The following is an 11,928-nucleotide window of genomic DNA, read 5'->3' on the forward strand; positions in this document are numbered from 1 at the left end:
CGCCAAGAAGGCGGCCCCGGCGAAGAAGGCCACCACCGCCAAGAAGGCCACGGCCAAGAAGACCACCGCCAAGAAGGCGGCCCCGGCGAAGAAGGCGACCGCCAAGAAGACGGCGCCCGCCACGAAGGCCACGGCCAAGAAGGCGCCCGCCAAGAAGTCGACGGCGCGCAAGACCACCGCCAAGAAGGCCACCGCCCGCAAGAAGTAAGTCGCTTCTCGGGCGTACGCCACAAGGTTGCTCACGCGTCGGGCCGGGCTCCCTCCGGGGAGACCGGCCCGCGGTGTGTCAGAACGTCTGCAGGGTCACCAGTGTGATCCGCCGCGCGTCGGCCGCGCCCTCGGTGTCCTGCACCTCGATACGCACCCGCTGCCCGGGGCGCAGCAGCCGCAGGCCGCCCGCGTCGAAGGCGGCGGCGTCGAAGGGGACGGGCGTGCCGTCGTCCAGGAGGACGCTGCCGGCGCGGGTCTCGGAGTCGTAGGTGTACGCGGTGGCCTGCATACGGGCAGCGTACTCAGTCCGGGATTCCCCAAGGGATTCAGTCCGGGATCAGGAGCCCCGCCGCGGCCTTCGCGGTGTGCGGGCCCACGCCGAGGGCGAGCGCCGCTCGCAGGTCATCGCCGGTGTCGACGTCCTGGCGTACGGAGTGGACGCCTTCGAGGGGGAGTTCCGCGGCGCCGGACGCCGTATGGCGGGCGCGGGATGCCCCGCCGAATGCGGGCAGCAATTCCGTGCCGGGGGCCGCGGACAAGAGTGTTGTGCCGATTCCGGCGGCATCGGGCAGAAATGCGCGGGGAAATTCCGCGGCCGTCGCGAGAACGCGGGCCAATTCGGAGGGGCGCAGAGCCGGCAGATCGGCGTTCAGGGCCGCCACGGCGGCGGCCCGGCGTCCGGAGCGTACGAACGCCTCTCCGTGCGCGAGGGCGGCGTTGAGGCCCGCCTGTGGGGTGTCCGGCACCACGTGGGCGCCCAGGGCCGCCAGTTCGCGCTCCGCACGGGAATCGTCCGTGACGACCACCACATCCCGCACCGCCGCACAGGCCCCCGCCGCGGCCACGGTGTCCTGGGCGAACGCCAGGGCGAGGCCCGGGCGCAGGGCGTCCCCCGCCGTCGGGGCCAGTCTGCTCTTGGCCCGCACCAGCGGTTTCAGCGGTATCACCAGGGTCCACTGCACGCGCCCATTGTGACCTGTGCATGAGGTGCGGCTGTCTGCGCGGGCGTACGGTGTTCTCGACAGGCCGGTGGGCCGGGGCGACACTTGTGCGGCCCCAGGCCCCCTAGAGGAAGGTGTCCGAGTGTCCCGCCGCAGAATCGGCTTCTGGTACCGCTTCGCCGCGGTCCTCTGCAAACCACCGCTGGTGGTTCTGTTCAAGCGGGACTGGCGTGGAATGGAGAACATTCCGGCCGACGGAGGATTTATCACCGCGGTCAACCACAATTCGCATCTCGATCCGTTCCTCTACGCCCACTTTCAGTACAACACGGGGCGGGTCCCGCGTTTCCTCGCCAAGCACGGCCTCTTCAAGAAGGGGTTCGTGGGCGCCGCGATGCGCGGCACAGGACAGATTCCCGTCTATCGCGAGTCCACGAACGCGCTGAGCGCCTTCCGCGCCGCGATCGACGCCGTGGAGCGCGGTGAGTGCGTGTCCTTCTATCCGGAAGCAACGCTCACGCGCGATCCCCAACTGTGGCCGATGACCGGTAAAACCGGCGTCGCGCGCGTGGCTCTGCAGACGAAGTGCCCGGTCATTCCCGTCGGCCAGTGGGGCGCCACCGAAGCGCTCGCGCCGTACTCCAAGAAGCCGCACTTCTTCCCGCGCAAGACGCACCACGTGCTCGCGGGTGCACCGGTCGACCTCTCCGCGTACTACGGCAGGGAGATCACGCCCGACCTCCTTAAGGAGGTGACCGAGGTCATCATGACCGCGATCACCGCCGAGGTGGAGGTGCTGCGCGGCGAGAAGGCCCCGCAGAAGCGTTACGACCCGCGTGAGGCGCGCATCGAGCAGCGCCGCAAGGCCCAGGCGGCAGGCGGCAAGTCCCCGGCGGAAAGCGGCAGTTCGGCAGTGAGTGGCACGAGCGAGGAGAGCAGCAAGTGACCCGACCCGTGAAGGCCGCCGTCTTCGGCACCGGCTCCTGGGGCACCGCTTTCGCGATGGTGCTCGCGGACGCGGGCTGCGACGTCACCCTCTGGGCCCGCCGCGCCGAACTCGCCGAGGCCGTCAACTCCACGCGTACGAACCCGGATTACCTGCCCGGCGTGGAACTCCCGGAGAACATCCGGGCCACCACCGACCCGGCACAGGCCGCCGCGGACGCCGATTTCACGGTGCTCGCCGTGCCCTCGCAGACGCTGCGCCAGAACCTGGGGGAGTGGGCGCCGCTGCTCGCTCCCGACACCGTCCTCGTGTCCCTCATGAAGGGCGTCGAGCTCGGCTCCGCGATGCGCATGAGCGAGGTCATCGAGGACGTCACGAAGGTCGGCGAGGACCGCATCGCGATCGTCACAGGACCCAACCTCGCGCGCGAGATCGCCGCCCGGCAGCCCGCCGCCGCGGTCGTCGCCTGCCGCGACGAGGCCGTGGCCCAGCGCCTCCAAGTCGCCAGCCACACCCCGTACTTCAGGCCGTACACGAACACCGACGTGATCGGCTGCGAGCTCGGCGGCGCGGTCAAGAACGTCATCGGGCTCGCCGTCGGCATCGCGGACGGCATGGGGCTCGGAGACAACACGAAGGGCTCGCTCATCACGCGCGGGCTCGCGGAGACGACCCGGCTCGGGCTCGCCATGGGCGCCGACCCGCTGACGTTCTCCGGACTCGCGGGCCTCGGCGACCTGGTGGCCACCTGCTCGTCGCCGCTGTCGCGCAACCACACGTTCGGCACGAACCTCGGCAAGGGCATGACCCTCCAGGAGACCATCGCGGTCACCAAGCAGACCGCCGAGGGCGTCAAGTCCTGTGAGTCGGTGCTCGATCTGGCGCGCCGCCACGACATCGACATGCCGATCACGGAGACCGTCGTCGCGATCGTCCACGAGGGCAAGTCCCCGGTCGTCGCGGTGAAGGAGCTCATGTCGCGCTCCGCCAAGCCGGAACGACGCTGAGCGACGAGTCGGCGACGGGTCTACGACAACTGTGCGACCGGCGCTCTGTGGGCGCTGACTCTCGTACTACCAGCAGGTACGCTCAACGCGATATGAGCAGCGAGAACCTCCCCCAGAGCCCTGCGTCCACCGCGGGTGGGCCCAAGCCGCGTGTGGCCGTCGTCTTCGGTGGCCGCAGCTCCGAGCACGGCGTCTCCGTGGTCACGGCGGGCGCCGTGCTGCGCGCCATCGACCGCTCCAAGTACGACGTGCTGCCGATCGGCATCACGCGCGAGGGCCGTTGGGCGCTGACGACGGACGATCCCGAGCGGATGGCCATCACCGACCGCCAGGTGCCGGACGTCGCCGATCTCGCCGAGTCGCCCGAGGGCGGCGTGGTCCTCCCCGTCGACCCGGGCTCCCGCGAAGTCGTCTACAACGAGCCGGGATCCGTCCCCAAGGCCCTCGGCGAGGTCGACGTGGTCTTCCCCGTGCTGCACGGCCCGTACGGCGAGGACGGCACGATCCAGGGCCTCCTGGACCTCTCCGGAACCCCGTACGTCGGCTGCGGTGTGCTCTCCTCGGCCGTCGGCCAGGACAAGGAGTACATGAAGCGCATCTTCACGTCCTTCGGACTGAAGGTGGGGCCCTACGTAGTCGTGCGGCCGCGGGAGTGGGAGCTCGACCAGGAAGGCGCCCGCCGCCGCATCGCCGACTTCGTCGGGGACCACGGCTGGCCGCTGTTCATCAAGCCCGCGCGCGCGGGGTCGTCGATCGGCATCACGAAGATCGACTCCTTCGACGGGCTCGACGAGGCGATCGACACCGCCCGTGAGCACGACCCGAAGGTGATCATCGAGGCCGGCATCGTCGGGCGCGAGATCGAGTGCGGGGTCCTGGAGTTCGAGGACGGGCCGCGCGCCTCCGTCCCGGCCGAGATCCCGCCGGCCGACTCCCACGCGTTCTACGACTTCGAGGCGAAGTACATCGACTCCGCGGCCGGCATCGTGCCCGCGCCGCTGAGCGAGGAGCAGACCGCCGAGGTCCGCCGGCTTGCCGTCGACGCCTTCGAGGCCATGTCCTGCGAGGGGCTCGTGCGGGCGGACTTCTTCCTCGACGAGGACGGGGAGTTCGTCATCAACGAGATCAACACGCTGCCGGGCTTCACGCCGATCTCCATGTACCCGCGGATGTGGCAGGAGACCGGGGTCGGCTACCCGGAGCTCGTGGACCGGCTCATCCAGGCGGCGCTGCGGCGCTCGACGGGACTGCGGTAGACCGCGGCTTCCGTGTCGGGCCTTCTAGTCGGCGATCCCCTTGGGGATCGCCTTCTTGATGGGTCCTGCCAGGTCGACCAGGGAGCCCGCCCCGTTCTTGGCCACCTCGTCCTTGGGGATCGTCACTTCTACGTAGGCGAGGCGTCCGCCCGTCGTCATGCGCTGCGCGCCGTCGTCGAGTTCGTCCGCGACCCAGCCGACGCCGTCGATCGTCGCCGTGTTGCTGCTCGTCTTCAACGCCGCGTCGGGCCACGGCACGCCGCAGCGCAGTATGATCGCGGGGCTTCCCCACGCCGCGGTGAGCTCCGAGCCCGGTTCGGGATCGTTGCGATCGAGTCCGTCGACCTTCTCCGGCAGGACCTTGTCCAGGTTCCGGCACAGCTTGGCGGCCTTCGCGTCCGGAGTGGGAACCGCCGCCTTAGGCGCCTCGTCCGTCGAAGCGCAGCCCGCGGTGGCGATCAGCAAGGAGAGCGAGGGCACCGCGATGGACAGGCGGCTCAGCCGGCCGTGCCGGATCCGGTGACGATATGACTTCACCGGCACAGCGTAGACGGGGGCTACAGGTGGACGACCGGGCAGGTCAGAGTGCGCGTGATGCCGTCCACCTGCTGGACCTTGGCGACCACCATGCGGCCCAGATCGTCGACGGTGTCGGCCTGCGCGCGCACGATCACGTCGTAGGGGCCGGTGACGTCCTCGGCCTGGATCACTCCTGGAATCTTCCCGATCAGCTCGGCGACGGTCGACGCCTTGCCTACTTCGGTCTGGATCAGGATGTACGCCTGTACCACGGAACCTCCAGGGCAGCCACGAGGATCATCACGGGGATCATGTGGGAGAAGGGACGCCACGTTATCGCGTCACCGCTCGTCGCGGGGAGACCCGGTGACGGCTGTGGCGCCCGACGGACGTGGAAGGCAGGCCCGTGACACAAACCGTACCCATGACAGAGACGGCCCGCGACCGCAAGCGGGCCGGGGCAGATGGCCCTGGCGGGCGGCAGCGAACCGGGGCAGAAAGGGCAGCACGCGCATGAAGGGCACCGTCGGCGAGTTGGGGGAGTTCGGCCTCATCCGAGAGCTGACCTCTCGGCTCACCACCACCCCGGCCGTACGCATCGGTCCCGGCGACGACGCCGCCGTGATCGCGGCACCGGACCGCAGGGTCGTCGCGAGCACGGACGTCCTGCTGGAGAACCGGCACTTCAGGCGCGACTGGTCCACCGCGTACGACGTCGGTCGCAAGGCCGCCGCGCAGAACCTCGCCGACATCGCGGCCATGGGCGCCGTGCCCACCGCGCTGCTCCTGGGCCTCGTGGTGCCCGCCGAACTGCCCGCGTCCTGGCCCTCGGAGCTGATGGACGGGCTGCGGGACGAGTGCCAGGTGGCCGGTGCCGCCGTCGTCGGCGGTGATGTCGTGCGCGGCGACACGATCACCGTGGCGATCACCGCGCTCGGCGACATGCAGGGCCACGAGCCGGTGACCCGCGCCGGCGCGCAGCCCGGCGACGTCGTGGCCGTGACCGGCTGGCTGGGCTGGTCCGCCGCCGGATACGCGGTGCTCTCGCGCGGCTTCCGCTCGCCCCGTGCCTTCGTCGAGGCGCACCGCCGCCCCGAACCGCCGTACGAAGCGGGCCCCGCGGCGGCCGGGCTCGGCGCCACCTCCATGTGCGACGTGAGCGACGGGCTCATCGCCGACCTGGGGCACATCGCAGAGTCGAGCAAGGCCCGTATCGACATCAAGTCGGGGCAGGTGGATGTGCCCTCGCAGATGAGCGACATCGGCCAGGCCGTCGGCGTCGACCCGCTGCAGTGGGTGCTGAGCGGGGGAGAGGACCACGCGATCGTGGCCACGTTCCCGCCGTCCGTGAAGCTGCCCGCCCGGTGGAAGGTGATCGGCGAGGTGCTGGGCCCCTCGGCGCTGCCCCAGGTGACCGTGGACGGGGCGCCCTGGACGAACCAGAGCGGCTGGGACCACTTCGGCGGGGAGATCGAGTCGTGAGCGCCTGCCCAGCAGGGCCCTAGAGGCAGGGTCCTGGAGGCAGGGTCCTGGAGGCAGGGTCCTGGAGTACAGAAAAGAGCCGGTCCCCGAGGGGACCGGCTCTTTTCAAGCAACCAGCTAGGTGGCCGCGCTAGGCGTAACGTCAGCGCGAGACCTTGCCGGCCTTGATGCACGAGGTGCAGGCGTTGAGGCGCTTCGGCGTCCCACTGATCACGGCACGCACACGCTGGATGTTCGGGTTCCAGCGACGAGGCGTACGGCGGTGCGAGTGGGAGATGCTGTTGCCGAAGCCCGGCCCCTTGCCACAGACGTCGCAGTTGGCAGCCACGGGTCACTCCAAAGACTTCAGATGCTCTTACGGTTGATCCCGGCATGCCGGGATCAGGATCGGAGGATCTGAGTGGCGGTGCCAGGGGATGGCCCGATGAATATCGGGCAACCCGAGCAGCATACAACGGCTGCGTCGGTACAACGAAACTACCATGGCTGGTCGGGCGGCCCGCCCGGGCTCCGGACCAGGTCGGGACCGGCTTGCGGGCCGGGCCCTCTTTCCGGACGCTCGTCTTCCGCGGTCTACTCTGCGGTGCCAGTCCAGCTGCTCGAGGAGGCGCAGGTGCCGCAGGTGCTCGACGTGATCGCGGTGCGCGCCTGGTGCTCACTCGCCCTGGAGGCGCTCGGCCGCGACCGTGCGGAGATAGACGCGATCAACGTGTATCCGGTGGCCGACGGGGACACCGGCACCAATCTCTATCTGACCGTCGAGTCCGCGCATCAGGCGGTCGAGGCGGTCTTCGCCGGTCTTGAGGCGGGGCCCGAGCCGGCCGCTCCCGCGCTCCCCGAAGTGATGCGCGCCATGGCGCACGGCGCCCTCATCGGCGCCCGGGGCAACTCCGGGACGATCCTCGCGCAACTGCTCCGGGGCATGGCGCAGGTCCTGGCCGCGGGCGGAGTCAGTGAGGGAGATCACGCCGCGGGAGCCGACGGCGACGCCCTGCGGCTCGCGCTGGGCCGGGCCGCCGAGTCCGCGCGCGAGGCGGTCGCCCATCCCGTGGAGGGCACCGTCCTGACCGTGGCGACGGCGGCCGCGGAGGCCGCCTCCGGGGCCGAAGGGGGTTGCCGGGACGTCCTCCGCGCCGCCTACGAAGGCGCGTGTGTGGCGCTGGACGCGACGCCGGGGCAGCTCGCCGTCCTGGGCAGCGCCGGGGTCGTGGACGCGGGTGGGCGGGGGCTCGTGGCCGTCCTGGGGGCGCTGAGCGAGGCGGTCTCGGGGGAGGCGGCGCCGGTGCGCCGGGGTGGACCGGGCGTCCACGCGCGCGTGGACGCCGTCCCCGATGGCGTACTGCTCGAATGCCCTGAGGACGAGGGTGCCGCGGGCCCCGCCTTCGAGGTCATCTATCTGCTGGAGGCGGACGACGGGCCGGTGGCCCGGCTGCGGGCCCGGCTCGACGCCCTCGGGGACTCGCTGGTCGTCGTCGGCGGGGACGGCCTGTGGAACGTCCACGTACATGTCGACGACGCGGGCGCGGCCGTGGAGGCGGGCGTCGAGGCCGGGCGCCCGTACCGCATCCGCATCACCCACTTCGGGCTCGGCGACGTGCACGCGACGCACGCCTCGGCGCCGCCCCGTGAGCGCGCGCAGCGGGCCGTCGTGGCGGTCGTGCCGGGCGACGGGCTCGCCGGGCTCTACCGGGAGGCGGGCGCGACGACGGTGCCCGACCGGCCCGGCGAACCGCCCGCGAGCGGGGAGCTCGTCGACGCGATACGGCGGGCCCACGCGCGCGAGGTGGTGCTGTTGCCGAACGACGCCGAGCTGCGGCACACCGCCGCGGCGGCGGCCGAGCAGGCCCGCTCCGAGGGGCTGCGGATCGCGCTCATCCCGACCCGCTCGGCGGTCCAGGGCATCGCCGCGCTCGCCGTCCACGAGCCCGACCGGCGCTTCGACGAGGACGTCGTGGCGATGACCTCGGCCGCGGGCGCGACCCGGTACGGCGAACTGGCCGTCGCCGAGCGGCAGTCGTGGACCATGGCGGGCATCTGCCAGGCGGGCGACGTCCTCGGCCTCATCGACGGCGACGTGGCGGTCATCGGCGGCGAGGTCCCGGCGACGGCCCGCACGATCCTCGACCGGATGCTGGCGGCGGGCGGCGAGCTCGTCACGCTCGTCCTCGGCGAGGAGGTCTCCGACGAGGTCGCGGCCGGACTCGAACAGCACGTACGCGAGTCCTACCTGGCAGTGGACACGGTGGTGTACCGCGGCGGCCGGCAGTCGGCGCTGATGCTGATCGGCGTCGAGTAGGCGGAGTGTGACGGCAGGCCCTAGCGGATGCCCCTGCGGCGCAGGGTCGCCGCGAGTTCGTCCGCGTGGCGGCGCAGTGTTTCCGTGACGCGGGTGAGTTCTCCGGCGGAGGCGCGGGGCAGTGGCATCGAGCAGCTGATCGCGTCGGTCGCCGGGATGCGGTAGCCGACGCAGGCCGCCACGCAGCACAGCCCCGCGGTGTTCTGCTCCCGCTCGATCGACCAGCCGCGCACCCGGCCGGCCTCCAGCTCTGCGTGGAGCGCCGCGCGCGTGGTCACCGTGTGCTCGGTCAGCTGCCGCAGCGTGTCGTCCGGCAGGATCGCGTCGACCTCGGCGGGGGTGCGCTCGGCGAGCAGCGCCTTGCCCAACGAGGTGGCGTGTGCGGGCAGTTGGCGGCCCACGCGGGACACGAGACGCTTGGGCTCCGTGACCTCACGGCTGGCCAGGTAGATGACGTTGGGGGCGTCCAGGCGCGCGTAGTGCACGGTGTAGCCGGTCTCGGCCCGCAGGCTCTCGAGCTGCTGGACGGCGAAAGGCAGTGCCGGGTCGCGGTCGAGGTAGGCGGTGCCCGCGAGCAGGGCGCGCGGCCCGATGCCGTATGTCTGCTCGCCGTCGGAGGTCTCGATCCACTTCAGGGTCGTGAGCGTGCGCAGCAGGGCGTACAGGCTGGAGCGGGGGTAGCCGGTCCGCTGTTGCAGTCCGCTCAGGCTGAGGCCGTCCGCGGACTCGGCGAGCGTTTCCATGATCCGCGCGGTGCGCTCGGCGGACTTGACCAGGCCCCGGCCCAACTGGGCGTTTTCCGCTGCCACTTCCATCCCCCCGAACGTCCGGCTGAACGTCCGGGTCATCGTAGGCGACGGGGTGGCGGATGCCGGTGGGCCCGGACCTCCGGAATCACATACGCAAGTCTTGTCTACGTACGTGGACGCGTGCCAGGATCCCGTCATGTCTGACACTGAGAAGCACCGGATCTCCGAGGTACGCGTGACGCCGGTGGCCTTCCGCGACCTTCCGCTGCTCAACTCCGTAGGCGTGCACGAGCCCTTCGCGCTGCGCTCGGTCGTCGAAGTCGTGACCGACAGCGGTCTGTGCGGGCTCGGAGAGTCCTACGGGGACCTGCCGCATCTGCGCCGCCTGGAGCGGGCCGGGCAGCACTTGGTCGGCACCGACGTCTTCGACCTCAACGGCGTCTGGCGCGCGGTCAACGAGTCGCTGGCCGCCGACAGCGGCGTGGGCGGGCACGGGATGAGCGGGATGGTGACCGACAGCTCGCTCGCCGACCGCGTCGTCTCGCCGTTCGAGGTCGCCGCGCTCGACCTTCAGGGCAAGGTCGTCGGCCGCCCGGTGAGCGACCTGCTGGGCGGCGCCGTGCGTGACCGCGTCGCCTACAGCGCGTACCTCTTCTACAAATGGGCCGGCCACCCCGGCCAGGAGGATGACGAGTGGGGCGCCGCCCTTGACCCGGAGGGGCTGGTCCGGCAGGCCCACCGCATCATCGACACGTACGGCTTCGGTGCGATCAAGCTGAAGGGCGGCGTCCTCCCGCCAGAGGAGGAGATCGACGCGGTCCGGGCGCTGCGCGCCGCCTTCCCCGAGCTGCCGCTGCGGCTCGACCCCAACGGGGCCTGGAGCGTGGCCAGTTCGATCAAGGTGGGGCAGGAGCTCGACGGTGTCGTCGAGTACCTGGAGGACCCGACGCCCGGCATCGAGGACATGGCCCGCGTCGCGCGCGAGGTGTCGATGCCGCTGGCCACCAACATGTGCGTGGTCGCCTTCAAGCACCTGCCGCCCGCCGTGCGCCAGGACGCCGTCCAAGTGGTGCTCTCCGACCACCACTTCTGGGGCGGGCTCCGCCGCTCCCAGCGGCTCGGCGCGATCTGCGAGACGTTCGGCATGGGGCTCTCCATGCACTCCAACTCGCATCTGGGCATCAGCCTCGCGGCCATGACCCACCTCGCATCCGCCACCCCGAACCTCGACTACGCCTGCGATACGCACTGGCCGTGGAAGGACCCCACCGAGGACGTCGTCGTGCCGGGCGCGCTCACGTTCGAGGACGGCGCCGTCGCCGTGCCCACTGCACCCGGTCTCGGCGTCGAGCTGGACCGTGACGCGCTCGCCCGGCTGCACGAGCAGTACCTCGCCAGCGGCATCCGCGAGCGCGACGACACCGCCTACATGCGCCGCTTCCAGCCGGAGTTCGACCCGACGGTGCCGCGGTGGTGAGCGGGGGAGCCGGGCGGCCGCTGGACGTCCTGGTCACCGAGCCGGTCATGGGGCGGTTCAGGGACGTACTCACCGAGGGCGGCGCGCACCGCTGGACCTTCGCGTACGGCGACGATCCCGCGGCCCGAGCCGCCGCCGCGGCCACCGCCGACGTCCTCGTGTGCTCCGCGGCCGACCGCGAGCTGCTGGCCGGGATGGAGCGGCTGCGGCTGCTGCACGTCACCGGGGCCGGCTACGACAAGATCCCGCTGGACGCGCTGGGGCCCGGAGTGCGGGTGGCGAACACGTTCCATCACGGCCGGTCCATCGCCGAGCACGTGGTGATGGTGTCGATGATGCTGCTGCGCGACGTGGCGCGCGGCGAGCGGGACATGCGGGCCGGAGTCTGGCGCAACGCCGTCGTCGACCGGTCCTACGCCTTTGGTGAAGTCCTCGCCGGGCGCACGCTCGGCGTCCTCGGCATGGGCAAGATCGGGAGCGAAGTGGCGCGCGTGGCAGGCGCGTTGGGCATGCGGGTACGCACCGTGCGCCGCGACCCGGGCGCGCCGCCGCCTGCCGGGGTGGACCTGGAGTGGGTGGGCGGGCAGGACCGGCTGCACGAGATGCTCGGCGGCTGCGACGTGGTGGTGGTGACGGTGCCGCTGCGCGAGGAGACGCGAGGGCTCGTGGACGCCGCCGCGCTCGCCGCGATGAAGCGGTCCGCCGTGCTCGTCAACGTGGCCCGGGGCGCGGTCGTCGACGAGAAGGCGCTGCACGCCGCGCTGAGCGAAGGCGCCATCGCGGGGGCGGGCCTCGACGTCTGGTGGCGCAACCCGCGCGAGCCCGCGGCGCCGCCGCCATCGCACCTGGACTTCACCGGGTTCCATAACGTCGTGCTCACGCCGCACCAGTCGGGCCACACCGAGGAGACCTTCCGCGGCCGGGCCGAGGACATCAGGGCGAACGTCGACGCGCTCGCGGAGGGGCGGCCGCTGCGCAACCTCGTGCGTGGGTGACGGTCACACCCAAAGGTGCCCCCCCAAGGTCCCCCCAAGGTCACACCCAA

14 protein-coding genes are annotated in these 11,928 nt (G+C 71.5%); 8 read left to right on the plus strand and 6 right to left on the minus strand.

Annotation, left to right across the window (positions count from 1 at the left end; translation table 11 throughout):
• Window positions 1-208, plus strand: a 208-nt coding sequence (locus ACFYWS_RS33375; protein ID WP_389282655.1) for a hypothetical protein, incomplete at its 5' end; no start/stop codon positions are given.
• 78 nt (window positions 209-286) lie between these two features.
• Here ACFYWS_RS33375 and ACFYWS_RS33380 read toward each other — a convergent pair.
• Together ACFYWS_RS33380 and cofC are read right to left on the minus strand one after the other, a co-directional pair.
• Window positions 287-499: a hypothetical protein gene (locus tag ACFYWS_RS33380; RefSeq protein ID WP_389282657.1), complete on the minus strand. Its 213-nt coding sequence runs from the start codon at window positions 497-499 to the stop codon at window positions 287-289.
• A gap of 37 nt (window positions 500-536) precedes the next feature.
• Complete coding sequence (gene cofC, locus ACFYWS_RS33385; protein ID WP_389282659.1) at window positions 537-1,172, minus strand: 2-phospho-L-lactate guanylyltransferase; 636 nt, start codon at window positions 1,170-1,172, stop codon at window positions 537-539.
• Window positions 1,173-1,293: 121 nt separating this feature from the next.
• Here cofC and ACFYWS_RS33390 point away from each other — a divergent pair, with 121 nt between their 5' ends.
• The 3 genes from ACFYWS_RS33390 (at window position 1,294) to ACFYWS_RS33400 (ending at window position 4,360) form a co-directional block, all read left to right on the plus strand.
• Window positions 1,294-2,097, plus strand: a complete 804-nt coding sequence (locus ACFYWS_RS33390; protein WP_389282661.1) for a lysophospholipid acyltransferase family protein — start codon at window positions 1,294-1,296, stop codon at window positions 2,095-2,097.
• Window positions 2,094-3,104, plus strand: coding sequence for an NAD(P)H-dependent glycerol-3-phosphate dehydrogenase (locus ACFYWS_RS33395; protein ID WP_389282662.1), 1,011 nt, complete (start codon window positions 2,094-2,096; stop codon window positions 3,102-3,104). The genes ACFYWS_RS33390 and ACFYWS_RS33395 overlap by 4 nt, the downstream gene beginning before the upstream one ends.
• A gap of 92 nt (window positions 3,105-3,196) precedes the next feature.
• On the plus strand, window positions 3,197-4,360 hold the full coding sequence (locus ACFYWS_RS33400; RefSeq protein WP_389282663.1) for a D-alanine--D-alanine ligase family protein: 1,164 nt from the start codon (window positions 3,197-3,199) through the stop codon (window positions 4,358-4,360).
• A gap of 24 nt (window positions 4,361-4,384) precedes the next feature.
• Here ACFYWS_RS33400 and ACFYWS_RS33405 read toward each other — a convergent pair whose 3' ends face one another.
• Together ACFYWS_RS33405 and ACFYWS_RS33410 are read right to left on the minus strand one after the other, a co-directional pair.
• Window positions 4,385-4,897 carry a DUF3515 domain-containing protein gene (locus tag ACFYWS_RS33405; protein WP_389282665.1) on the minus strand — a complete coding sequence of 171 codons (513 nt, stop codon included), beginning with the start codon at window positions 4,895-4,897 and terminating at the stop codon, window positions 4,385-4,387.
• A gap of 20 nt (window positions 4,898-4,917) precedes the next feature.
• Entirely contained in the window at window positions 4,918-5,151 is a 234-nt protein-coding gene (locus ACFYWS_RS33410) for an Lrp/AsnC family transcriptional regulator (RefSeq protein WP_037933238.1), read from the minus strand.
• A 241-nt stretch (window positions 5,152-5,392) separates the two neighbouring features.
• On the opposite strand from ACFYWS_RS33410, the gene ACFYWS_RS33415 reads away from it, so the two are divergent.
• A complete protein-coding gene (locus tag ACFYWS_RS33415; protein WP_389282667.1) occupies window positions 5,393-6,361 on the plus strand; it encodes a thiamine-phosphate kinase in 969 nt (322 codons plus the stop codon).
• Window positions 6,362-6,503: 142 nt separating this feature from the next.
• On the opposite strand, the gene rpmB is transcribed toward ACFYWS_RS33415, so the two are convergent.
• Window positions 6,504-6,689 (minus strand): 50S ribosomal protein L28, encoded by a 186-nt coding sequence (gene rpmB, locus ACFYWS_RS33420; protein WP_266714523.1) that lies wholly within the window; start codon window positions 6,687-6,689, stop codon window positions 6,504-6,506.
• A 255-nt stretch (window positions 6,690-6,944) separates the two neighbouring features.
• Here rpmB and ACFYWS_RS33425 point away from each other — a divergent pair, with 255 nt between their 5' ends.
• Window positions 6,945-8,657, plus strand: a complete 1,713-nt coding sequence (locus ACFYWS_RS33425) for a DAK2 domain-containing protein (protein WP_389282668.1) — start codon at window positions 6,945-6,947, stop codon at window positions 8,655-8,657.
• Between the two features lie 20 nt (window positions 8,658-8,677).
• On the opposite strand, the gene ACFYWS_RS33430 is transcribed toward ACFYWS_RS33425, so the two are convergent.
• A complete protein-coding gene (locus ACFYWS_RS33430; protein ID WP_389282670.1) occupies window positions 8,678-9,472 on the minus strand; it encodes an IclR family transcriptional regulator in 795 nt (264 codons plus the stop codon).
• A 130-nt stretch (window positions 9,473-9,602) separates the two neighbouring features.
• Between ACFYWS_RS33430 and ACFYWS_RS33435 the strand changes: the two genes are divergently transcribed.
• Entirely contained in the window at window positions 9,603-10,883 is a 1,281-nt protein-coding gene (locus ACFYWS_RS33435) for a glucarate dehydratase family protein (protein ID WP_389282672.1), read from the plus strand.
• Window positions 10,877-11,878, plus strand: coding sequence for a 2-hydroxyacid dehydrogenase (locus tag ACFYWS_RS33440; RefSeq protein WP_389282673.1), 1,002 nt, complete (start codon window positions 10,877-10,879; stop codon window positions 11,876-11,878). The genes ACFYWS_RS33435 and ACFYWS_RS33440 overlap by 7 nt, the downstream gene beginning before the upstream one ends.
• Window positions 11,879-11,928 lie beyond the last annotated feature (50 nt).

Origin of the sequence: Streptomyces sp. NPDC002795 (genome assembly GCF_042888725.1) — a bacterium.
Lineage (GTDB): Bacteria > Actinomycetota > Actinomycetes > Streptomycetales > Streptomycetaceae > Streptomyces.